We start from the raw sequence: 23,372 nt of genomic DNA, 5'->3' as shown, positions 1-23,372 counted from the left end.
TGAGGGGGAGAGGGAACGATGCAATGGACCAAAGATCGAATAGAGAAAGTGAAGGACTATGTGGCTCAGAAGCGGGATAACTTGAATAGTTTGCCTGCTGCATTACGCGAGATGGCATCCGTCATTATGGATTGTTATAGAAGCGAGTATGTTTCATTCGATAAGTACGCCAAGCTGAGAAAAGTATTGCTGTCAGAGTCGCACACCGAGTTAACGGATGTGTTCTCAGGCGATCAATTTGAGGTGCTGCGTTTTCTGCTAGGTGATGCAAATGCAGCGAATTTCAAGAAAACATGGGACCGCTGCACGCTGTATCCGTTCTCGATGGGTTATCTCAGACGATCATTCCGAACGAACCGGGCATCGGGCGTCTATCTCGAGTCGAATTTGGATCGGTTAGGTTATGCGCTGCGTTTTGTTGGGATGGGCTATTCTATCTCCCGGCCGGAAGTGGCGGCAGTTGATTCGGAGACAGCTGACTATCCGTATCTGCATAACTATATTGCGCTGGAGATTGATGAAGGAAATGCCGCACTGCTGCGGCAACTGAAAGAAATCATATATAGCGACAACAATACGGCTGTCGTTACCCGCAACATCATCAAGGGATTGCTCATGAGCCGTAATCCGGAAGCGCACGGACTCATAGGTGAATTGCTGCTCGCCGCCAAGCTGCAAGAAGGTTTGCGCCAGACGATCACGGAATGTATGGACGAAGCAAGCAGAGAAGGATTTATCTACATACTGGGTTTGATTATCGAGCGTGATTTAAGCCGGTTCTCTTCCATTATTCGCGCGTTCGATGTGTGGACAGGTTTAGCATTGGAAGCGCAAAAGCCGGCCGTCATCAAGAAATGTCTGAAGGCCGCTTACGATTGTTTAACGAACGAGACAGCCCTTCATGAATGTCTGAAGAGTGAAGACAGCCAGCTGCTGTACATCGGTTTGTGGGCGACAGCCGTTGATGAATTGATGGATACCGAAGCGACAATCATGGCGCTGAAGCAATCCGGCTCCAAATACAAACAAATTACGGCTCTGCAATTTGTAGCGCAAACTCAGTTTGCTGCCTTTCAACACCGGATCGCCGCAGCTTTCCTGGACAGTCCGGATTTGGAGGTCGTTGCTTGGGCACTGCCCAATTTATTCAGCCAGGTCTCAAGCTACAGCTTGAACCATCGTCAGCTCGGACCTGAGGATTTTGACATGTATGGCGTCACCGACAGATCGTTGTTTGATCAATTGAAGTACATTCTCGATCGGATGCCGAAGAAGGAAGTTAGCTATTCAAACAGTGCTCTGTCCTTCAGCCGGACCGTGTCAGCCGATCAACTATGCGGCCTTATGCTAATCGTTGCTTATATTCACAATGACCAAGCGATGTTCGACGTCATGCTCGATTACCGGGACAAAATGAATGCAGATACACGTTCCACGCTCGTACATATTTGCCTGGTTAATCCGCAGAGCGAGAAGCAGCGTCAAGCGTTAATTGAGGCGTTAGGCGATAAGGGAGCGGAAGTTCGTCAGGCCGCGCAGCGCAGTGTCGAGAACTTGCAGCTGAGCGATGAGGAATATGTCTGGGTAGAAGGATTACTTCAGTATAAAGCAGGCGACCTCCGAAAAGCGGCCATTCAATTGCTGCTCAAGCAGGAGCCGGAACAGCTGAAGCATACCATCGAGCGTTTGCTGTCGGACAAGAAAGAGGATAAGCGTCTGGGCGGACTCGATATGGTTCTGAATTTGAAGGATGATGAGCAGAGACGGCCTGTTTATGCGCAATGCGTCGCGTTTCTGAAAGAGAACAATGCGATTAAGCGTTCATCGAGGGAGCTTGTTCTGATTGAGCGGATTACGGGGACGGTTGAGGTGGAATATAGTCCGGAGAATGGTTTTGGACTTTATGACCCGCAGCAGCACCAGCAGCTGCCTGACCTAAAGCCTTGGCCGGGGGCGCCGCTTCAGGAAATCTTGACCTCAAGCGCCGAAGAGATTCAATCCGTGCTGCAGAGCTGGAGTGATCTCATTCATGAGTATCGGGAGTATGAATATGAGATCGAGGAGTATGATGGCAGCCGCGGCAAAATCGTACTTGGCACGCAACAGTGGGGCATGCGCGCTCTGGTGAACGCCCATAATCAGGGTCCTGCCGCATTAAAGGATTACCCGCTCGCAGATGTTTGGCGCAGCTTTGCACAGGACAAGGGGCTGGATACGAAACGAATTCTGGAGCTGCTCTTCTATTATGATGTCTGCTCCAGAAGATATCGGATGTCTTTGCGCGACTTTTCGTCCCATTTTCAAATCTCGCATGTCCTTCGGATGCTCTCGCCATCCGTCATGATCGAAGTAGGCAAGTGGCTGGAGGAAATGCCGTATGGGCGCCTCATCCACAGCCTTCTTAGAGTGATGTTCAATGAATGCGATTCGCGGGAACGGTTCGCGCTAACGTACAATGCGTCGCTTGCGTTATATGAAGGCATTCTGATCGATCAACAAAGTGAGTTCGTCAAGCAGCATCCAAGTTTGGAGATTCAGCAGCCTTACATGGTGCAGATTGTGACTTTCGCTGAGATTATGAAGACGGAGGAAGTGTCGTTCTGGTATTCCTCAATGGCCGGCGTGTATAACGACGAGGAGGACATGTTCCGGGCAGGATTTACGTTGCTGTACCGTTATGCACGCTTGGGTGATCAATTGGAGCAGTTGGGGTTAGTTCCTTTTGCAAAAGCCTATGAATCCGGATTCATAACCGCCAATGAATTGTATAAGGAGCTGCTGGGTAGAAAGAGCAGTCCGGATCACATCAACACCGTTACGAATGAACATCGACATCACCGCGAACAGCTGCTTCTATATCCTGGGGCGGAGCTAATCGGCAGATTGGCGGTAGAGCGGATCGTTGAAATCGAGCTGCAGCGCGGGGACAGCGACACAGCAGTCAGCTATCTGGCCCAGCGGATTAATAAATACGAGGGCATGCAGTATTTCGTCGGCTGCCTGCTCAGTTTAGGGAACAAGGAGAAGCTGGCACGCGGGTATTTCTATAGTTGGGGAAGCGGGCAAACGAAGAAGGATATGATCAGCCATCTGCTGAAGTGCTGCTATCCGAAACCGGACGACGACGCCAATACCTTGAGAGGGCTGCTGGAAGGACGCGATATTTCAGATACCAGACTGATAGAAGCGGCCATGTATGCCCCTCAATGGGTGGAAATTATCGCCGACTACTTAGGCTGGGAAGGGTTGGCCGCTGCTTGCTGGTACTTCCACGCGCACGTGAATCAGCATTTCTCCTCGGATAAAGAAACGATGGTCGCGCGGTATTCGCCGATCTCGTCGATTGATTTTAATGAAGGAGCCTTCGATATCAATTGGTTCTTCGAGGCGTACGAGACCTTAGGGGAACAACGCTTCCAGCTTGTCTATGACAGCGCCAAATATATCGCCGACGGCGCAAACCATAAGCGCTCTCAGTTATTTTGCGATGCTGTTCTTGGCAGGTTGGATGCGGGAGTTATCGAGAGCGAGCTGTCCGGTAAACGAAATAAGAATCATGTGCTGTGCTACGGCTTAATTCCGTTCATGACGGATAATCGGAAGGCGGAGCTTATCCGCCGGTACGAGGTGCTGCAGCGGTTTGCCAAAGAGAGCAAGCAGTTCGGGGCACTGCGGCGAGACAGCGAGTCGAAGGTCGTGAGTATTGCGCTGGATAATTTGGCCCGCAATGCCGGTTATTCCGATGTTATTCGCATGACATGGAACGTGGAAGCGGAGAAATTCAAGCAAATTGCAGCCAGCTTCGAGCCGGTTACGATACAAGAGTGGGAAGCTTGTCTTGTGATGGATGAGAGGGGCAAAGCTTCGGTAGCCATTACGAAGGACGGCAAGCCGGTGAAGACGATTCCGTCGAAACTCAAGAACGATGAGACGCTTGCCGGTTTGAAAGAATTGCAAACCTCGTTGAGGGATCAGCATAAACGCGCGCGTTCCGCACTGGAGAGAGCGATGGTGCTGGAAGAGGCGTTCACCGCGGAAGAGCTGAGTCTCATCCAAACCAACAAAGTGATTGAGCCGCTGTTGAAGGATCTCTTGTTTAAGTCTGCGAATGCGATTGGATTCTTCGAGCAGGGGAAATTGCGGGATATTAGCGGGCATGTCATTTCATTGGAGGCTGCGGAGGAAGTGCTGATCGCGCATCCGGTTCATTTGTACGAGAGCGGAGAATGGGCTGCTTATCAGAAGGTTGTGATAGAACGGCAAATCGTGCAGCCCTTCAAGCAAGTATTTCGTGAGTTGTACCGTCCGAATGAGGATGAGTTGCTGGAGGGAATTCGTTCCGGACGTTATGACGGGCATCAAATCCAGCCTAGAAAAGCCGCTTCGCTGCTGAAATCCCGTCAATGGACGGCGAGCTATGAAGAGGGCTTGCAGAAGGTGTACCATAAGCAAAATATTGTAGTGACCCTGTATGCCATGGCAGACTGGTTCTCGCCGGCCGAGGTAGAAGCGCCGACGATTGAAACGGTAGCGTTCTACAAGCGGAAAACAGGCGAGCCGATGCAGCTGGCTGAAATTCCGAAGGTCATTTTCTCCGAGGTGATGCGCGACGTTGATCTGGTTGTGAGTGTGGCTCACGTCGGCGGCGTGGATCCGGAAGCGAGCCTATCTACCGTGGAAATGCGGGCGGCTATGGTACGAGAGCTTGTTCCGATTTTGAAGCTGGATAACGTCGAGATCAAGGGCTCCCACGCGCATATTAAAGGAACCTTGGGCGAATATACCGTTCATCTGGGCAGTGGCATGGCGCATCAAATGGCGAGCGGCAGCTTGCATATCTTACCGGTGCATGCGCAGCATCGCGGCAGGATCTTCCTGCCCTTCGTCGATGAAGATCCGCGGACAGCGGAGATCATGTCGAAGGTGCTGCTGCTTGCTGAGGACCGCAAGCTGAAGGATCCGACTATTTTGGAGCAGATTAAGAGATAGGGAGAGATAGAGGAGGCAGCAGATCGGAAGGATTTGCTGCCTTTTCTTTAAAGGAGGTTGTAACGTGACTGCATACGAAAAGCCAGCTCTGGCTATCGCCGAGATAGAGGAAGTATTGCGAGCGCAGATGGGAGCAGGCGTGAGGGAAATCACGCCGATGTCGGGCGGCAACTTGAGCAGTGTGTTCTCTTTCGTTCATGAAGGAAAGGGATATGTCATTAAATTCAGCGACATGGCAGGGGCTTATGAAACGGACCGCTACATTTCGAACTTGCTCACCAGCCAGGGAATCCCTTTCCCAAGGTTTCTTGGGCAAGGGAAGGTTGGGCATCTGGGCTACGTGATCATAGAGCAGATCGACGGCGGCAATCTCGCAGATTGTTCCACGGAGCAGCAAATTCTCCAGCTTCCGGAGCTGATACGGATTTTGACTCGCCTCAACCATGTCGAGCTGGGCGCAACAATCGGCTATGGGTGGATCAAACCGACCGGAGATGGAACTTATAACACGTGGAAGGACTATCTGGTCGATGTGTTCACGGAGGATCAAACGGGGAACTTCTGGGAGAACTGGTATGACCTCTTTCAAACGACCTGCTTGGAGAAAGAGGTGTTCGACGAATGCTACAGCAGGTTGATGACGTATTCGGTCTACAACGAGCCACATCGGCATTTTATCCATGGGGATGTTCACCAGTGGAATATTTTATCGGACGGCAAGCGCATTACCGGAATCATAGACGGCAACTGCGCTTACGGCGATTTTCTCGTAGATCTCGCCATTCTAGACCGACACATGGCGGGTCTTGAAGTGGTAGAAGCTTATCAAGCTTACCAAGAGCAAGCCGGGATCCTGATTCCGGATTTCAATGAGAGATTGCTGGGGGCGTATTATTTTAAAGGCATGGATGGACTTCGGTTCTATGCGAAAATGGGATGGAACGATGCCTATCAATCGACGCGAGACTTTCTTCTAAACTTGAGTAAGTGATAGCGAGCAAATCTGCGGATAGACAAAGGAGACAACATGTTAACGACCGGACAATTATTGGCTATCGAACAATTGCAGATCGAGTGTGAAGCTCATGATCATGTACAGTTGAAGCTCAACTGGGAAATGCTTAGAGAACGCGATGCCGGCCAACTCGGCTTGTTTCATTATGAAAATGAACGGCTTGTAGCTTTTATAGGCTTGTATGCTTTTGGCTCAACGGTCGAAGTATGCGGCATGGTGAAACCCGGTGAACGACGGAAGGGGCATTTCCGGCGCTTATTCCGGCAGGCGATGGAGAAGGTCAGGCAGAACGGATGCAAGAGAATCTTGTTGAACGCGCCTGCGGGATCAGATACGGCCAAAGCTCTCATGAGAAAACTGGGCGCCGAGTATGCATTCTCGGAGCATCAAATGGAGTGGCAGGAAAGACCCCTTGGCGAAACGGACGGCATTATGTTGAGGCCGGCGACGCCGGAAGATTACGAAATGCGCGTACGCATATCCGTTCTTGCGTTCGGAGATGACGAAGCGGATGCCCGAGCGATGGAGAGTCACGTCTATGCGGGGAACACCGATGTGTTCATGATTGACGTGAACGACGAAGAAACGGTAGGGAAGATCCGGGTGAGTCGCGAAGAGGGGCAAGCGTGGATTTATGGATTTGCCATTTTGCCTGAGCACCAAGGTAAAGGGATAGGCAGCAAAGCGCTGCGCAAAGTCATTCAAGAGCAAAGCGCTGCCGGCTGCTCGATACACTTGGAAGTCGAAACGAAGAATGACCATGCACTACGGCTGTATGAATCGGTCGGGTTCAAAGCGGTGCATGCGCAGGATTACTATAGCTACCACGGCGGTTAGTTAATTAGGCAATTGATTCGGAGGTAGTCAATTGAAGAATGGCCTTCATGTACTTGGTTATGCAGCCTATCTACTCGTATTATCGACCCTATCCTTTTTATTTTACTGGGTCATAAAGATATGGATAGCGATGGGACGCTTCACTGCAGCTGATGCGCCTCCGGGTGACATCGGCGAAACAGAAAAATTATTTTATAGTTACGTTGTTCCTGTCGGATACGGCGTCATGATGACCTTACTTTCCTTTGCGTATCGACAGTTTTTATTGAAATCTCCCGTTAGTCTGAGTGCGCTATTTATAATCGCAATAAATCTGCTCATAACCGTTTATTTCCTTGCGCAATTCAGAAGCTTTTCTTTTAGTTGATATCGCGGCTGTACATGCATTATGTTTGAGGCAGAGTATACGGGGCAGGGAAACGGAACTTCGTTTCTAAGCTTTGTTCTTAGCTCTATGGAGAAAACCTGCGGAAGTCTCCCCAAGCGGCTGACTGTGGCAACGTTTAATAAACGAGCTATACATCTATATGATAAATTCGGATTCTGCCGGGAATCCGAATTCACAAAAGGAATCACCGAATTTACTACTATGATTCAGAAATAGCTATCGTCATGAACATACTTTAACGGTTGTCAGCGTGGCTATTTGTTGAAAACAAGCCCTTTTGAAATTCTAACGGTTGTGACAGACGTTATTTGCAGCAGATTGGTCGATTCCCTGTGGAATACGTTCAAATAAGCGCTGTGGCAACCGTTAGATTATTAAAATGGTAAAATTATTCGAAATAACCACTGTCACAACCGTTAGAGCCGCAATGCGACGTTTCTCGATACACAGAACAGGCCACCAATTCATATTGGTGGCCTGTTGCGTTCTTGAACGGTAGATCGTGTACTGATTGACCAAGATTGCGTCCCGACAATACGCCGTCTCTCCATAATAAGGAATGAATATCCCACTTTCTGGACAACCTGACTGGAGCAATTGCAGGAGGGGAAAGTTTCCATGACGGAGCAAATTCAGGATCTTGCGGATCGGATAACGGAACGGCTGGGAGTCTCTCCGGATGTTGTGCGCCGCCATCTGCGGACAAAGGCGGGGTTCGAGGTATCCTGCTTTTTTCTTACATCGCTGGCCGATCAAAATCAGGTAGACGAAGCGATTATTCGTCCGCTCCTTCACGCTACGCAGGCGATGGATAACGAACAGCTCGAGATAGAGCCTGTTGCTTGGTTAAAGATGAGCATTTCCCATGGTCAAATGAAGGAAACGGAGGGACTGGATGAGTGCGTGGAAGCGCTTCTGGGCGGTCATTGCCTCATTCTTGTCCCGGGGAAGAATCAAGCGCTTGCCATGGATGTTTGCAAGCGGGAACAACGGAGCGTCGAGGAACCTAGTACGGAGTCGACGATCCGTGGGCCGAGAGAAGGGTTCGTGGAGGATTTGATCCGCAACCTGTCCCTTATCCGTAAGAGGGTTAAAAGCGATAAACTGGTATTCGAATCCATGGTGATTGGAACGGAAACGAAAACGATGGTTTGCCTGGCCTATATGCGAGGGATAGCCTCGGTGAAATTAGTGGATGAATTCCGCACGCGGCTGCAGGCTATTCATACTGACAGCATTTTGGAGAGCGCCTATATCGAGGAGTGGATCCAAGACAAGGCTCTGACGCCATTTCCCCAATTAATTGCAACTGAAAGACCGGATGCGATCTCCGCGAAATTGTTGGAGGGTCAAGTGGCGGTCTTAACCGACGGTACGCCGATCGTGCTAGCGGGACCCTTGACGTTTTTCCAGCTGTTCTCCGCTCCGGAAGACTACTACCAGCGGGCCGACATCGCGACGCTGCTGCGCTGGCTTCGGTTGGTCGCCTTTTTTCTCGCCATTTTCGTTCCCGCACTGTATATTTCGGTCGTCAGCTATCATCAGGAATTGCTTCCGGACCCACTCTTGGTCAATCTAGCTGCCCAACGGGAAGGGGTGCCTTTTCCGGCTTTCATTGAAGCGATCATGATGATGGTCACGTTCGAAGTGTTGCGGGAGGCGGGGCTAAGGATGCCGCGGATTGCCGGTCAGGCGATCTCCATCGTCGGAGCGCTTGTGCTTGGGCAGGCGGCAGTGGAGGCGGGTATTGTCTCCGCGGCCATGGTCATCGTCGTCTCGATCACCGCGATATCCAATTTCGTATCGCCCATGTACAGCTTTGGTATCACGCAGCGGATCATTCAATTTGCATTCATGATCCTTACCGGCACGATGGGGCTGTTCGGGCTCATGTGCGGCGTATTTTTTCTGCTGATTCATCTTGCTTCCCTCCGTTCGTTCGGCGTCAGGTACTTCGCGCCATTCGCGCCGATGTACCTGCCCGATTGGAAGGATACGTTCGTACGGGTTCCCAGGCCGAATTTGAAGAGTCGTCCGAAAATGTTTCAACAGGGAAAGTCCGGAAGGTGATCTCATGATAATGAAAGGGTTACAGGTTGCCGCTCTGCTGTTAATGTGCACGGGTTGTTGGGATATGAGAGAGATCAATCATCTGGCCTTGGTGGACATGACCGCGGCGGACATCGATCCTAAAACCAAACGTATAACGGCTTATTACCAAGTCATCAATCCGACGGGCATCTCCCCCCGGCAATCCGGGCCATCCAAAGCGTCCGTCTATACGTATGTAGTCTCGGAACAAAACCCCGGCCTGTTAACGGAAAAAACGGGCACGATCATGTCTCGGATGTTATTCACCGCCCACATGCAGTGCTATGTGTTCACCGAACGCTTCGCGCGAGAGGGGCTGCTCGAATTAATCAATTATTTGGAACTGAATACGGACCGTCGAACCAACGTGTACGCCGTCGTAACGGATGCGCCCATTCAGAATGTCATGGAAAACTTCACGCCACTCGACCGGGTACCTGGGCGTAATCTCCGGTTGTTGATGGACTGGCAAGCGAGTACATTCGGGATGAGTAAAAAACTGACTCAATTGGAGGATATCGTGAAGGGGGTTCCGCTGAGCCGTCCGACGATCATTCCGATCCTGCATTACTACGGAAGCAGTCCGGTAACCGAATCGGATCGAGCGGAGACCATAAAGGCGACAGAAACAGGGTTTCAAATCTCGGGTGGCGCGGTATTCATTCGGGCGAAAATGGTGGGAGAGATCGATCAACACACGAAAAAAATGTATTACGTTCTGAACGGCGATGCCCGCAGATGCTTGGAAAGCATCAAAGTAAACGGCGTCCATGTAGATTTGGAGACAAGGAACATCCAAGTCAAACGAAATTGGGGACCGTCCCGACTCCATATCACCATCCACGTCAACCTTCGAGTTCTGTACAATCAGCAAATGAGACCTCTCACGCTTCAGAATACGCACGAAATCGAGCAGGCCTTCAACAGGACCTTAAAGGAGCAATCGGACCAATTTGTCCGACTCGCGCGAGAAAAAGACTGGGATCTGCTTGGAATCGGGGATACGAAACAAGGACGCGGAAAGTGGCGAGATTTCGACGTTTCGTTCGAGGTGATCTCCAAAGCTTCCTTGTTCGGAAACACGAGAACCCCTTACCAATAAGGAGAGATGGCATTGGAAAAACCGCTACAACTGGGTGGGTGGCAATTATTCGCAATGACTGCCGCGTTCGTCGCGGGGACGTCGTTCATCTTGCTGCCCGTCGGACTGATTTCCGCTGCTCGGCAATTCGCATGGCTCGTCCAATTGTGGAGCACGCTGTTTGGCGTTGTCGCCGGAGCGTTCTGGCTGTACGTGGCAAGCCGATATCCCGGATTGTCCCTTGTCCAAATCTCCCAAAAGGCGCTCGGTAAATACGTGGGAGGCTTCGTAGCCCTATGTTATATCGTATTCTTCGTTCAAATGGCGGCCTGGGTGACGCGAAACATGAGCGACTACATGCAGGTTAACCTGATGCCAAGAACCCCGATCAGTGTGTTTAACATCCTGGCATTGCTTGTATGTGCCTATGCGGTGATCAAAGGAATCGATTCGATCTCTATGGTGAGCGTAGTCATTCTCCCCATTCTAATGATTGCGTACTGGACGCCATTTACAGTCATGCTTAGAGAGTGGGACTGGGGAAACTTTGACTATCCGGGTACCTTTGAATTCATGCCGACCCTGGCAGAGACGAAATACGCGCTCGGCTTTCCGTTCATGGAGACCGTCGCGTTCATGATGGCATTCCCGTTGGTACGCAAAAGGCTCAATATCGCCTTCCTTGGAGGGATCGCCTTCATGGGCTTCCAGCTTGCACTGGGTATTTTCTTTACCGTCGGTATTCTCGGCGTTTACCGGGGTTCACACTTGGCATACCCCATCTATATCATCTTCCGCGAAATGCAATTCTCTAATTTCGTCGAGCATCTCGAAGCGATCATATCGGTGAACGCTCTTCTGCTCGTGTTCCTGAAGCTCAGCGTGCTATTTTATTTCGCCGTTTCGGCGATCTGCCAGCTGTTTTCAATCGAGAACAGAGCCTTCGTCGCTTACCCGCTCGTATGGGTCATCTCAGCCTACGCTTTGTTTTTCGCGAATATCGTCGAGAATGCGGAATGGGTCCAGAATTATTTGTTCGTCTATTACGTTCCGTTTGGAGTCGGTTTTCCCTTAGTGTTCCTTGTCGCCGCTTGGCTTCGCAAAGGGAACGCACGTACGAAGGAGGCCGCGATATGATCTGGCTGATATTATTGTATATCGCTTTCCTAATCTCCGGGTTCATCATTATGAAAGCAGAGAATAGTGGCCGGAAAGAAAAGACGGTGTTCGTCGCGATTACGACAATCGGCTGCATCTTATGGGGGAGCTTGGTTGTGCATCGGCCTCTTGATTTGAACAAATGGATCGGTATGGCCATCGATTTCATATTTTGAGCAACTAAGAAGGGCTGCCATTCGGCAGCCCTTCTTATGCTACTTGGAGCTCGCTATCAGCCCTCGCCAAGTCGCGCGTATAGGATGTAATCCACAGGCTTCGGATCAGCCCCGCTCTGGCGGAGCAGCGTGTTGATCTGGCCGCGGTGGTACTGACCGTGCAAGGCGACGTGGATCAGAATATCCCGAGTCGACGTCTCAAACGGTGCCCCGGCTTGACTGCGGTATGCGACCGGCTGGTCTAGTTCCTCTTCGGGCAAGGCGTCAAGCCAAGCCTGAAATCCACTTCCGTTCGCTTCGATCAAAGCTGCGCAGTCGAGCGAATCCGTATCGTCCACCCACAGCCGGATACCTTCACTGCTCTCGCCGCGCAGCCGGGTCAGCCAGATGCGCTCCGCTTGGAGCACATGCAGAAACAGCAGCGTTGCTTGACTCGCTTCATCCTTCGGCGCAGCTTGCAGCGCCTCGAGCAGCTGGCGGTTCGCCCAATCCATATGCGCGAACATCGTTCGAATCGTTTGCATGAAATCGACCTCCGTAGTGCCTGGTTATCGTGCCACATTCTGCTTCTATTGTATAACAAACGCAGCGAATAATTTTCACATAGAGACGAAAGAGGGTTAAATATCGAGTTTTCTTGTACCGAGGCATTTCACCATTTCGGGATCGCGATGAGAGAAGAACAGGTTCTGCTTCGTATCTAACGCAGCAATCGACTCCATATCCTCCTGACTTAATTCAAAATCAAAGCTGCTTATGTTCTCGACAATTCTATCTTGGCGTACAGACTTTGGAATGACAACGACGTCTCTTTGGATCAGCCAAAATAAAACCACCTGAGCGACGGATTTATTATTCTTCTCAGCTATGGCTGCCAGTTCCGCATTCTGTGAATGTCCACTACGATGTATTATAACGGGTCCATACTAGGAAGGTTATTGGGGAATTGGGGCGGCGGGATCATTGCTCAGTATGCGGGGTTACGCGACGTTTATTTGGTATGTCCTGGCCGTATTGATTGTCTCGCTCTTTATCTTAATGAGAAGCCGGAGAAGTTCGGTGTAACGCTGACAATGAATTGTAATAATGGTACAGTTTGAGGGAGTGAATACCTTAAATCAGCAATGGACCCGGAGGAACGATCATGGAAATCACAGGTGAGAAAGTGTTGCTTAGAGAGTACACGGCGGACGATTTTACTTTTTACAATGAATTGGAACAACACAGTCTTACTTACAAATACGAAAGCAACCGTCCGGATCTTGATCAAATCAAAACCAATTTTCAAACGATTTTGGCCGATAGGGATGCCAGTCCGCGTGTCGTATATGCATTTCTGCTCTGCGATAAATTCGATTTGCGTCCGATTGGCAGAGTCAGAATTCGCTTAAACTGGGCAGAAATAAAGGAATGGGAGATTGGGTGGGCACTGCATCCCGATCATTGGAAAAAAGGCTACGCAACCGATGCGGCAAAAACGCTCATTGGTTTTGCTTATAACGAACTGCATGTTCATCGTATAGTCGCTTATGCCAACGCGGAGAACGAGCTTTCCGAACAAGTCATGATTAGAGCCGGCATGATAAAGGACGGTTTACTGAGGGAGACCAGGTTGTGTAACGAGAAGTGGTGCAATGAAGTGATTTATTCCGTTCTTGAAAGCGATCTGACTTAGGAACAGAAGTCGGAGCGCATAAAAATTAGGGGAGTGGTGAATCAAATGGAATATGTGAAACTTGGCAATACGGGCTTGGATGTATCGAGGCTTTGTCTTGGCTGTATGAGTTTTGGGGTTGCTGAGCGGTGGACGCATCCGTGGATTCTCGATGAAGAGAACAGTCGTCCCATTATCAAGAAAGCGCTCGAGCTTGGCATTAATTTCTTCGATACGGCGAATGTATATGCGGATGGAACAAGCGAGGAAATTGTGGGACGGGCACTCAAGGAATATGCCAATCGAGATGAAATCGTGCTGGCGACGAAGGTTCATTTTCGCATGCATGAAGGACCCAATGGTGCAGGACTTTCGCGCAAGGCGATCATGAGTGAAATCGATAAGAGTTTGAAGCGGTTGGGAACGGATTATGTGGACCTGTATCAAATTCATCGCTGGGATTACAATACGCCTATTGAAGAGACGATGGAAGCCCTTCATGACGTTGTGAAAGCGGGAAAAGCAAGATATATCGGCGCTTCAGCGATGTATGCCTGGCAATTTCTTAAGGCGTTACATGTAGCGGAAACCAATCGATGGACTCGGTTTGTATCGATGCAGAATCATTTGAACCTTCTTTACCGTGAAGAGGAGCGGGAGATGCTGCCGCTTTGCAGAGAAGAGAAAATCGGTGTGATACCCTATAGTCCGCTTGCATCCGGAAGATTGACGCGCGATTGGTCGGAGACGACGCGACGCTCTGAAACCGATCAAGTTCAGAGATCCAAATACGATGCGACTGCAAGCACAGACCGTTTGATTGTCGATCGGGTCGCGGCAATCGCCGAACAACGCGGCGTCCCTCGCGCTCAGATCGCGCTCGCCTGGTTATTGCAGAAACAGCCGGTAGCGGCACCGATTATCGGGGCAACGAAAATCGCTCATCTTGAGGATCCGGTAGCTGCGCTGTCGATTCGATTAACAGCCGAAGAAATTGCGTCGCTGGAAGAACCCTATGTTCCTCATCGGGTGGTTGGTGCAATCTAATCGATGATCATTCAACAGAATTCAACAATTTACGTCCCTTTACAGATATTTCCTCTTCATGGACAATGAATAAGGGTTCTAATATGTTCATGGAGTGTGATCCAGTTGTCGAAGAAGATTCTTATCCTTACCGGTGATGCCGCTGAGTCGTTGGAAGTGTATTATCCTTATTTCCGCGTATTGGAGGAAGGGTTTGAAGCGGTTATCGCTGCTCCAAGCGTGAAGACGCTGCGAACGGTCGTCCATGATTTTGAAGGCTGGGATACGTACACGGAAAAGCCGGGTTATCAGCTGAATTCGCATATCGCATTCTCCGAGGTCGATCCTTCTGAATATGCGGGCCTTATTATCCCGGGCGGCAGAGCTCCTGAATATATTCGCTTAGACGACAACGTGCCTCGTATCGTCAGCCATTTCTTTGAAACGGATAAGCCCGTTGGCGCGATCTGTCATGCGGCGCTAATTCTGGCCGTTGTTAACAACCGCAGCCATTTCGAAGGCCGATCCATGACGGCTTACTCGGCATGTCGTCCGGATGTGGAGGCGCTTGGCGCGACCTACGCGAAGGATACGCTTTGTGTAGACGGCAATATCATTTCAGGTCACGCTTGGCCGGATTTGCCGGGCTTCATGCGGGAATTCTTGAAACAAGTGAAAAAGTGAAATAGCAAATAAACAAGGAGCCCCTGCGGGCACCTTTAATTTATCGAAAAATTAGCTTTCGGCTCGGCATGAGAAGGTTGAGCAGGAATAACCGATTACCTACATCAAGCGGCAGTCCGAGACGATCATTCGTCTAGGACTGCCGTTTGAATTTGAGCTCAGGCTCAAGATTGCGGTAAGAAGGTCAAACGAATCTGTTCCAGAAACAGCTCCGACGAGTAGCCGCGCTCTTCCTTCTGGTAGGAGTACGATTCACTGCTTAGCGCCATTAGGAGCATGTCCGCTTTGAACACGCTGTTCGGCTGCCGGGATGGATCTGCCCTATATTCGGTGGAACCGATTCTTACCGTTTATATTACCCAGTTAACCTACAATTTCAGTCATGTTGCATGGATTGCCGGGATTATATTTTCCGCATCGGGACTTGCCAATATTTTTGCGGCGCCACGGTTGGGTAAGTGATGTTGTTTTCGCTGGTTGCAGCCGGAGTTATTTTCATCCCTCAAGCTTCCCTCAAGCTTTCGTCCGTAATCCGTGGGAGTTAATGATTTTGCGATTCTTATTGGGGCTTACCGCTGCCGGGTTGACGCCTACAGTGAACATTTTGATCAAAAAAATTACACCTGCCGCGATAACGGGCAGAGTGTTTGGTTTTACGATGTCAGCAGGTTATTTGGGCGTATTTGGAGGCGCGGTCCTTGGCGGACAAGTGACAGCCTGGTTTGGCAGCCGCTACGTATTTATAGTTACCAGTGCGCTGCTGTTGATGAATGCGGTGTGGGTGTATTTTAATGTATATAAGAAGCTTCAAGGCCATAAGGATTTGAAACCAATCCAATCGTAATCAGAAAAGGAGCTCCCCTATGCAAATCAAATGGTTCGCAGATACATTTTAACTGCAGCTAAAATGCGGACTAAATTAGACGTGAGAGATGGGCAGAATTGGCTTTGTTATTTGATAAGTAGAAATGGTTAAGCTAATACGGGGATGGAATAAGTTTGTTTTATTGGTACACGAATTTGTAAAGGAATATTGAACCCCATTATTTTAATCTCTAATTAATAGTGATACACTAGGATAGAGAAAAAAATGACCGGAAAAGATGTGTGATAAGGTTTTACCCTGGCTTGCTGTGGCGCTTTAGCAGGAACGCTCACATCCTTTCTGCAAATCGTAGAGTAGAAGGACGGTAAACATGAGCAACAGACAAACGAATACAGACGTTATCTTAATTGGTGCCGGAATCATGAGTGCTACCTTAGGTTCGCTGCTTAAAGAATTAGTACCGGACTGGAACATTACCGTGCTCGAGCGGCGTGCAACCGCCGGTGAGGAAAGCTCAAACGAATGGAATAATGCAGGAACAGGACATTCTTCACTTTGCGAGCTTAACTACACGGTTGAGAAACCGGACGGTTCCATAGATATCAGCAAAGCTATTAAAGTGAACGAAGAATACCAGGTTTCCAGGCAGTTCTGGTCTTATCTGGTGAACAGCAACTTGATTCGTAATCCACAGGACTTTATCGTTCCGGTCCCTCATATGAGTTTTGTTCAAGGGGAACAAGATGTTAACTTTTTGAGGAAACGGTATAAAGCATTGGAGCACAATCCGTTGTTTGACGGCATGGAGTATTCCGAGGATCCGGCGAAGCTGAAGGAATGGATTCCGCTGATGATGAAGGATCGGAAGCTGGATCAACCTATTGCAGCTACAAGAATCGAATCGGGTACAGATGTTAACTTTGGCGCTCTAACTCGCATCTTGTTTGATCACCTGAAGAGCGAGAACGTGGATATTAAATTCAACCATAACGTTGATGATATTAAGCGTGCTAGAGACGGTTCGTGGGAATTGAAAGTCCGCAATGTCGAGACGGGTGCGGTAGAGCGCCAAACGGCGAAGTTTGTCTTCATCGGCGGCGGCGGCGGAAGCCTGCATTTGCTGCAGAAATCCGGCATTCCTGAAGGAAAAGGAATTGGCGGCTTCCCGGTAAGCGGTCTGTTCATGGTGTGTCAGAATCCGGAAGTGGTCGCGAAGCATCGTGCCAAAGTATACGGACAAGCTCCGGTCGGTGCGCCGCCAATGTCCGTTCCGCATCTGGACACACGCGTGATCGACAAGAAAGAGTCGCTGTTCTTCGGACCGTTTGCCGGTTTCTCGCCGAAGTTCTTGAAATTCGGTTCCATGTTCGATTTGTCGTCTTCCGTGAAAGGGCATAACCTCGTTACGATGATGGCAGCGGGCGTGAAGAACGTTTCCTTGACCACTTATTTAATTAAGCAAGTCATGTTATCCAAGGAAAAACGCATGGAAGCGTTACGGGAATTTGTTCCGAATGCAAACAGCGAGGATTGGGAATTACTAGTAGCAGGCCAGCGTGTTCAAATTATTAAAGACACCGCGGCCGGCAAAGGAACACTTCAATTCGGTACGGAAGTTATTAGTGCCGCAGACGGCTCCATTGCAGCATTGCTGGGTGCATCTCCGGGTGCTTCCACTGCAGTATCCGTTATGCTTGAAGTCATCAAGAAATGCTTCCCTGGACATATCAAAGAGTGGGAGCCGAAGATCAAAGAGATGATTCCTTCTTACGGCGTGTCCCTGCTGAAGAACCCTGAGTTAATTCGTCAACATCAGCTTTCAACGGCGCGGGCGCTTGGTCTAAGCGAGAAAGTATCGCTGCAGGCATCGCACTAAGATCCTATCGCACTAAGATCCTATCGCACTAAGATCCTATAATGAAGCAGCCGAGATGGTTCGGCTGCTTTTTTGCGTTGGTTAGGGAGAGTGGGAACGGTATCTCGTTGTGCGTTTGTGGCTGGACAGGTGGACTGCTCTAACGAATCGTGGAGGTCTTATTTGCCTCCTAATAGCCTCGAAAAAATGCTAACGAATCGTACAGGTCTTATTTGACGTTTTTTGTGTATTTAAGTGCCGATTTTCCTGAAATAAGGCTCCTAGGATTCGTTAGATTTTCTGTGCCCCCAAATTCAGCCGAATAAGGCCTCTACGATTCGTTAGAATCTCGGAGCCTCAACATTCAGCCCAACTCCACCAACTCCGCCCAACTCCACCCAACTCCACCAACTCCACCAACTTCGCCCGACTCCACCTCCGGTTCCTTATCTTTTCCGGGAAAGTGAGATCCATGACAGATGTAAATAGGGAATTATAGACAAACAACTTTCTCTTTTTTAGGATATTCATGTAAAGTATGATGGCTGGTAGGAAAGGTCATTCCCTTCCATTATTAATATGGTACTCCTGGAGGTACATATGATCGAGCGGAATTCAACTTACGATATCGAGAAGTCCGTATTGGGTTACACAGGTGAAATGGCGCGCCTGCAGGTTCAGGTGTTGATGGGGTGGGAGAAAGAGTTCCGTAACCTGCAGTGGTTTGGCTTACAGGACGGGATGCGGATTCTGGAAGCGGGCAGTGGCCCCGGGTTCTTCACGGAACAGCTGGCCGGGCAGGTGCCTCATAGTGTAATTACCGCTTTAGAGGTTGATTCCACACTTTTGAACGAAGCCCGTAATCGATTAGATCCACGATTCGCGTCGCAATTGGAGTTTGTCCATGCCTCTGTCTATGATACCGGGCTGCCGGACAATTCCTATGATTTTGTTATTGCAAGACTGCTCTTCCTTCATTTGAAAGATCCGCTGGCAGCGGCCGGAGAACTCTATCGTGTGTTAAAGCCGGGAGGAAAGCTGGTTATCATCGATGTCGATGATGGAATATTTGGTGCGCTGCATCCGGACTTGCCTGTGCTGCCGTCCGTATTACAGAAGGTTGCAGACTATGTAGCTTCGAATGGGGGCAACCGATTGATTGGCAGAAGTCTGCCAAGGCTGTTGAGGCAAACGGGTTTTACCGATGTAGATATGGATTCCATTCTGCAGCATAGCGATTTACTTGGCATTGAAGGCTTCCGATACCAGTTTGATAGCAGACGATTCATGGGTTTATGCCAGAATGGCGTGATTACTCAGGAAGAGCTGGATCAGATGAAACTAGCATCGGAGAGGCTGAGCAATTCATCAGAGGCTTATGCCATGCTGAACTTTGTTATAGCTTGCGGCACGAAACCACGTACTTCATTCATGCAAACTTAGGAGGGCAGCAAGCAATGATTACGTTCAAGCAAATGAAGCTCGAAGATTCATCTTCCATACGCGATATTGACCGCTCGGAAACCATCCATTTGGTCTATACATGCAAGGACGGCGTTCTTAACGCGATCAGATCGGAGCATGAATGTCCCAATTGGGAAGAAGACGATTATGCAGCAATCATTTCTCGCTTTGAATATGAACTTCAAAACGGTGGGACCGCATTTGGCGCTTACGATCAGAATAAACTCGTTGGATTCGGTGTCTTGGCTCATCAGTTCAGAGGCCAGGCAAACAATCAGCTGCAAGTCGATCTGATGTATGTTACACGAAACTACCGGAGGCAAGGAATTGGCCGACGTATCTTGGATGAGCTAAGCAATGAAGCCATCATAAGAGGGGCTGAATATCTCTACATCTCCTCAACCGAAACGGAGTCCGCGGTCAAGTTCTATTCCAGCTGCGGCTCGATGAATACGTTAGAGGTGGATAAGGAACTGTTTGAAAAAGAACCGCATGATATCCATATGGTAAAGAAGCTTTAGCACTCCTAATCGCGAGGGGATTCCCGAGTCAAAAAGGCAGCCGGATTTTGGCGGCCTTTGTATTTTGAGTTAAACAATATAAATAGATCATATAACGATTTATATTTATTGCAAAACGATAAATCTTATGGTAAATTCAATATGAGAATAACGAAATGAGGTGCATGTCATGGAACGAGGCTCAACCCTCTTCTTAAAGGTAACTGTTTTTCTGATTGGTATTCCGGTTCTGGCTATATGCATATTTGTCATTCCCGAGATCGCGAATTATATTGTAGAATTATATCCGGATCATACGTATCTGAAATATTTTGTGTGTATTGATCTGTATGCAACGGTGATCCCTTACTACATTGCTCTGTATCATGCTTTCAAACTGTTAGGCTATATTGACAAGAACCAAGCTTTCTCGGATTTAGCTGTTACTGCTTTGAAGCATATCAAAACTTGTGCGCTCGTAATCAGTGCCTTGTTTGTCTTAGGAATGCCGCTCTTTTACCTCTTTGCTGAGAGGGACGATTCCCCCGGTGTTATTGTAGTCGGGATGGTGTTTATATTTGCTTCGATGGTCATTGCCGTCTTCGCGGCTGTTCTTCAGAAGCTGTTGAAAAATGCCATAGATATCAAGTCAGAAAACGACCTAACGGTCTGAGGTGAATAACATGGCGATCATAATTAATATTGATGTGATGTTGGCGAAACGGAAAATGAGCGTAACGGAGCTTTCGGAGAGGGTCGGAATTACGATGGCGAACCTGTCCATTTTGAAGAATGGGAAGGCTAAAGCGATTCGGATTTCCACTCTAGAGGCCATTTGTAAAGCTTTAGATTGCCAGCCGGGAGATGTCTTAGAATACAAAATGGACGAATAATGAGAAGGGCATTGCTGCAGCTGGTTCGTTTCGGCTGGGAGCAGGCATGGTCTTGTCTGTTCCCCGTTGTGATCTTCGCATCGCTGGCTTTAACGCAGCTTGTTCAGATTCCTTGGCTTCCGAGGTACGATTTGCTGCTGCTTATTTGCCTTACGATGCAGTGGTGGATGGTTCGTTCCGGTCTTGAATCGAGCGATGAAGTTAAGGTCATTACCTTGTTTCACTTGATTGGCTTGGCACTTGAAATCTTCAAGGTGCACATGGGTTCATGGTCGTACCCCGGGGAGGGGTATACGAAGGTGTTCGGCGTTCCGTTATACAGTGGCTTTATGTACGCGAGTGTTGCAAGCTATCTCTGCCAAGCCTGGCGGCGGATGGACGTTGAATTGGTAAGATGGCCGCCGTTCCCGGTGGCGGTCGCACTTGCCGTTATGATTTATTTGAACTTTTTCACTCATCATTATTGGATCGATGCTCGTTGGTGGTTGTCGGCACTTGTTCTACTCGTATTTTGGCGGACTTGGGTCACCTATATGGTTGGCGGTACACGTTACCGGATGCCGCTCGCGCCATCATTCGTATTAATAGGATTTTTTATCTGGATCGCAGAGAACGTCGCAACGTTCTTTGGCGCGTGGGAATATCCGGATCAAGCCGAATCATGGCGGTTCGTACATGTTGGGAAAGTGAGCTCATGGCTGCTGCTTGTCATTGTTAGTTTTCTGATTGTAGCGACTTTGAAGCTGGTGAAGGACCGGCAAGTCCCTAGTGGGACCGACTAATAGAAGGCCGGGAAGAGCATAGCTCTTCCCGGCCTTTGTGTGTTAATGCCGGATGTATCTTCTCACGCCGATGCTTGCACCTACTGCCGCGTACGGGGTTGGCCATTTCGTATTGTAGTACAGGCGGATATCGGCGGGGGCGTATTGGGACAAATGATAGAAATCGGGATAAACGAACCGATCTTCCAGGTAAGCCGATTTCGTTGCATTTTCAATACGGCGTTTGTTTAGCGAGGCTATGATGCCTTCTCCGCTCTTGATGCCAATTCCGTGCCCGAAATAAAGGTCGTCTCCCAGCTTAACGACATTTTCGCCTTGCCACTCCATTTTTTCCGGATTGACATCCGGGTTCTTGAAGTACAACACGTCACCGGGCTGCGATTTTTCGCTTGGAGCGTCTTCCGTAATGAGTCCGAGGTCACTGTCTGCTTGCCAGGAGTGCAGGTACAGATTCTGAAACAACCGATTAAACGGAGTTTCTCCGAGCGTATCCAGAACGGCTTTGTACAACACGATGATGATGGCTGTCGCGCACTCGAAGCCGTATTTTTTCCCATTCGAAAAAATATCCTGTATGGCTTCAGCCGGCATAACGCTGTCCCTGAGCTGAAATCCACCTTCACTCGTCAACGTCCAGTACTTCTCATTGCAAAACGACTTCTTAAACGTAGCGAATCCCGCGGGGCTGCTGTTCAAGTCCCTGGCTGCCGCAATAATATTCGACCTTAAGGTCGGTTCGAACTGCATGTCGGCTCTGCCTCCTCATCATTCTCCATATGCCTATTCCATTGTATGGGCAAAGGAGAATGCTTGTGCGTAAGCGCAACTATAGATGCTTATTTTCGTCTGTAGAGTATGGATGTTTTTGTCATTAATGGGGGGTGTTGTAGTGATTGGAAGGTGCTTATTGCTGGCAATAGGATTAGTGATGATTACGGGATGCGGGAATGGGGAAAATCCGGGCGTACATGCAAGCAATGAATCGAATGCGGATTACATTGATTTTGGAGAGAAGCGTTATCTTAACGCCTGGGAGCTATCCTTGCTTAAATCCACGAAGATCGATAAAATCGGTGTCGTTGAACGTGGCTCGAGGATTTCCGGTAACAACGCCGTGTATGAAATCGAGGGGTATCCCGATCGAGATGTGATTGCTGTTCAAGATAACAGTGCAGCTATTGCTACTATCGAGAATAGAACCGGGTATAGCATTTATGTTTTGTTCGAGGGGGCAGATCAACCCAGTCATTACCCGAATCTATTGGATTTGCCGGTGGAGAAAGTAAATATATATCGCGGAACCTGGTTGCTCCATTCCTATGAAGGGGAGGATGTACGCACGATCCAACGCCTCCTGGACCGGAAGGGGCCGGATAACGAATTTCAAACGGATGCAGCGGCTAAGCTATCCGTCTTATTTATTACAGCTAACACGCTGGGATATAACTATGGGATTACAGAGAAGGACGGAGCGTATGGGTTGGCCCATCGCGAAAGCAAACTGCCTGCGGATATTGCGCGATTCTTTGTTGAATAGGTGTGGGTGAATGAATGCGAACTGGAAAACCGGAGGTTTTGCATGGATACTCAACTAAATACGGGATTGATTAAGATCTTCATCGTAATAGCTATATTATGTGTTGCTTCAGTTCTTTATCATGTGCGAAAAAGCAAGAAGTAGGCGCTTCGAGGAGGAAATTCAGCATGTTCAAGTTAAAAGAGATTATGGTAGGTTTAATCATTTCAGCATTGATCCCCATTTTGCTACTCGTATTCTTAAACTACAACTCGACGACAGTTGTGGAAAATGCGGATGGTTCCGTTACGCAAACGGCTACTTGGGTAAGCTTCTCGGTTACATCTTACTTATTTACCGTGGTATGTATGTTGATCTTGTACATGATTATAAGTACGGCGATTAAGCTGTTAAGGAAGAAGTGGCGTTAACGGTGG

The 23,372-nt window shown here is 49.0% G+C and carries 24 protein-coding genes and 1 pseudogene; 21 read left to right on the top strand and 4 right to left on the bottom strand.

Annotated elements, in window-relative coordinates; genetic code table 11:
* The first annotated feature begins 18 nt into the window (after positions 1 to 18).
* The 9 genes from I8J30_RS09285 (at position 19) to I8J30_RS09245 (ending at position 11,735) form a co-directional block, all read left to right on the top strand.
* Positions 19 to 4,989, top strand: coding sequence for a DUF4132 domain-containing protein (locus tag I8J30_RS09285; protein ID WP_210657410.1), 4,971 nt, complete (start codon positions 19 to 21; stop codon positions 4,987 to 4,989).
* Between the two features lie 64 nt (positions 4,990 to 5,053).
* Positions 5,054 to 5,980 carry a phosphotransferase family protein gene (locus I8J30_RS09280; protein WP_210657408.1) on the top strand — a complete coding sequence of 309 codons (927 nt, stop codon included), beginning with the start codon at positions 5,054 to 5,056 and terminating at the stop codon, positions 5,978 to 5,980.
* Between the two features lie 36 nt (positions 5,981 to 6,016).
* Complete coding sequence (locus I8J30_RS09275; protein ID WP_210657406.1) at positions 6,017 to 6,841, top strand: GNAT family N-acetyltransferase; 825 nt, start codon at positions 6,017 to 6,019, stop codon at positions 6,839 to 6,841.
* Between the two features lie 31 nt (positions 6,842 to 6,872).
* Positions 6,873 to 7,208, top strand: a complete 336-nt coding sequence (locus I8J30_RS09270; protein ID WP_210657404.1) for a hypothetical protein — start codon at positions 6,873 to 6,875, stop codon at positions 7,206 to 7,208.
* A gap of 21 nt (positions 7,209 to 7,229) precedes the next feature.
* The gene (locus I8J30_RS09265; RefSeq protein ID WP_210657402.1) at positions 7,230 to 7,445 is read left to right on the top strand and encodes a GNAT family N-acetyltransferase; all 216 of its coding nucleotides are present in this window, start codon (positions 7,230 to 7,232) and stop codon (positions 7,443 to 7,445) included.
* A gap of 402 nt (positions 7,446 to 7,847) precedes the next feature.
* Positions 7,848 to 9,299, top strand: a complete 1,452-nt coding sequence (locus I8J30_RS09260; protein WP_210657400.1) for a spore germination protein — start codon at positions 7,848 to 7,850, stop codon at positions 9,297 to 9,299.
* Between the two features lie 10 nt (positions 9,300 to 9,309).
* Positions 9,310 to 10,422: a Ger(x)C family spore germination protein gene (locus I8J30_RS09255; protein WP_210657399.1), complete on the top strand. Its 1,113-nt coding sequence runs from the start codon at positions 9,310 to 9,312 to the stop codon at positions 10,420 to 10,422.
* Positions 10,423 to 10,434: 12 nt separating this feature from the next.
* Entirely contained in the window at positions 10,435 to 11,538 is a 1,104-nt protein-coding gene (locus I8J30_RS09250; protein ID WP_210657397.1) for a GerAB/ArcD/ProY family transporter, read from the top strand.
* Positions 11,535 to 11,735 carry a hypothetical protein gene (locus tag I8J30_RS09245; protein WP_210657396.1) on the top strand — a complete coding sequence of 67 codons (201 nt, stop codon included), beginning with the start codon at positions 11,535 to 11,537 and terminating at the stop codon, positions 11,733 to 11,735. Before I8J30_RS09250 ends, I8J30_RS09245 begins: the two co-directional genes overlap by 4 nt.
* A 56-nt stretch (positions 11,736 to 11,791) precedes the next feature.
* Here the strand turns inward: I8J30_RS09245 and I8J30_RS09240 are convergent, their stop codons facing one another.
* The gene (locus I8J30_RS09240; protein ID WP_210657394.1) at positions 11,792 to 12,259 is read right to left on the bottom strand and encodes a DinB family protein; all 468 of its coding nucleotides are present in this window, start codon (positions 12,257 to 12,259) and stop codon (positions 11,792 to 11,794) included.
* A gap of 96 nt (positions 12,260 to 12,355) precedes the next feature.
* Positions 12,356 to 12,625: pseudogene (locus tag I8J30_RS09235) on the bottom strand (aldo/keto reductase); the annotation flags it as partial.
* Positions 12,626 to 12,879: 254 nt separating this feature from the next.
* Between I8J30_RS09235 and I8J30_RS09230 the strand changes: the two are divergent.
* The 3 genes from I8J30_RS09230 to I8J30_RS09220 all read left to right on the top strand — a co-directional run bounded on the left by I8J30_RS09230 (position 12,880) and on the right by I8J30_RS09220 (position 15,099).
* Positions 12,880 to 13,410, top strand: coding sequence for a GNAT family N-acetyltransferase (locus tag I8J30_RS09230; RefSeq protein WP_210657392.1), 531 nt, complete (start codon positions 12,880 to 12,882; stop codon positions 13,408 to 13,410).
* A gap of 45 nt (positions 13,411 to 13,455) precedes the next feature.
* Positions 13,456 to 14,436 (top strand): aldo/keto reductase, encoded by a 981-nt coding sequence (locus I8J30_RS09225; protein ID WP_210657390.1) that lies wholly within the window; start codon positions 13,456 to 13,458, stop codon positions 14,434 to 14,436.
* Positions 14,437 to 14,541: 105 nt separating this feature from the next.
* Positions 14,542 to 15,099, top strand: coding sequence for a DJ-1/PfpI family protein (locus I8J30_RS09220; RefSeq protein WP_210657388.1), 558 nt, complete (start codon positions 14,542 to 14,544; stop codon positions 15,097 to 15,099).
* Positions 15,100 to 15,263: 164 nt separating this feature from the next.
* Here I8J30_RS09220 and I8J30_RS33610 read toward each other — a convergent pair whose 3' ends face one another.
* Complete coding sequence (locus I8J30_RS33610) at positions 15,264 to 15,392, bottom strand: hypothetical protein (RefSeq protein WP_276316095.1); 129 nt, start codon at positions 15,390 to 15,392, stop codon at positions 15,264 to 15,266.
* Between the two features lie 257 nt (positions 15,393 to 15,649).
* Here I8J30_RS33610 and I8J30_RS32970 point away from each other — a divergent pair, with 257 nt between their 5' ends.
* The 7 genes from I8J30_RS32970 to I8J30_RS09185 all read left to right on the top strand — a co-directional run bounded on the left by I8J30_RS32970 (position 15,650) and on the right by I8J30_RS09185 (position 21,419).
* Positions 15,650 to 15,943: an MFS transporter gene (locus I8J30_RS32970; RefSeq protein WP_240547919.1), complete on the top strand. Its 294-nt coding sequence runs from the start codon at positions 15,650 to 15,652 to the stop codon at positions 15,941 to 15,943.
* A gap of 352 nt (positions 15,944 to 16,295) precedes the next feature.
* The gene (locus I8J30_RS09210) at positions 16,296 to 17,801 is read left to right on the top strand and encodes a malate:quinone oxidoreductase (protein WP_210657386.1); all 1,506 of its coding nucleotides are present in this window, start codon (positions 16,296 to 16,298) and stop codon (positions 17,799 to 17,801) included.
* A 579-nt stretch (positions 17,802 to 18,380) separates the two neighbouring features.
* On the top strand, positions 18,381 to 19,223 hold the full coding sequence (locus I8J30_RS09205; RefSeq protein ID WP_210657383.1) for a methyltransferase domain-containing protein: 843 nt from the start codon (positions 18,381 to 18,383) through the stop codon (positions 19,221 to 19,223).
* 14 nt (positions 19,224 to 19,237) lie between these two features.
* Positions 19,238 to 19,765, top strand: coding sequence for a GNAT family N-acetyltransferase (locus I8J30_RS09200; RefSeq protein WP_210657382.1), 528 nt, complete (start codon positions 19,238 to 19,240; stop codon positions 19,763 to 19,765).
* A gap of 169 nt (positions 19,766 to 19,934) precedes the next feature.
* A complete protein-coding gene (locus I8J30_RS09195; RefSeq protein ID WP_210657380.1) occupies positions 19,935 to 20,417 on the top strand; it encodes a DUF2975 domain-containing protein in 483 nt (160 codons plus the stop codon).
* A 10-nt stretch (positions 20,418 to 20,427) separates the two neighbouring features.
* On the top strand, positions 20,428 to 20,637 hold the full coding sequence (locus I8J30_RS09190; RefSeq protein ID WP_091222640.1) for a helix-turn-helix domain-containing protein: 210 nt from the start codon (positions 20,428 to 20,430) through the stop codon (positions 20,635 to 20,637).
* Entirely contained in the window at positions 20,637 to 21,419 is a 783-nt protein-coding gene (locus I8J30_RS09185; protein ID WP_210657377.1) for a DUF817 domain-containing protein, read from the top strand. The genes I8J30_RS09190 and I8J30_RS09185 overlap by 1 nt, the downstream gene beginning before the upstream one ends.
* 42 nt (positions 21,420 to 21,461) lie before the next feature.
* Here I8J30_RS09185 and I8J30_RS09180 read toward each other — a convergent pair whose 3' ends face one another.
* Complete coding sequence (locus I8J30_RS09180) at positions 21,462 to 22,166, bottom strand: protein-glutamine gamma-glutamyltransferase (protein ID WP_210657375.1); 705 nt, start codon at positions 22,164 to 22,166, stop codon at positions 21,462 to 21,464.
* A 160-nt stretch (positions 22,167 to 22,326) separates the two neighbouring features.
* Between I8J30_RS09180 and I8J30_RS09175 the strand changes: the two genes are divergently transcribed.
* Both I8J30_RS09175 and I8J30_RS09170 read left to right on the top strand, forming a co-directional pair.
* Complete coding sequence (locus I8J30_RS09175; RefSeq protein WP_210657373.1) at positions 22,327 to 22,956, top strand: hypothetical protein; 630 nt, start codon at positions 22,327 to 22,329, stop codon at positions 22,954 to 22,956.
* A gap of 167 nt (positions 22,957 to 23,123) precedes the next feature.
* Entirely contained in the window at positions 23,124 to 23,366 is a 243-nt protein-coding gene (locus tag I8J30_RS09170) for a hypothetical protein (RefSeq protein WP_210657371.1), read from the top strand.
* Positions 23,367 to 23,372: the final 6 nt, after the last annotated feature.

Source organism: Paenibacillus lignilyticus (genome assembly GCF_017942085.1).
Classification (GTDB): domain Bacteria; phylum Bacillota; class Bacilli; order Paenibacillales; family Paenibacillaceae; genus Paenibacillus_Z; species Paenibacillus_Z lignilyticus.
Note: the sequence above shows the minus strand (reverse complement) of the source record. Positions and strands in the feature narration are given on the sequence as shown.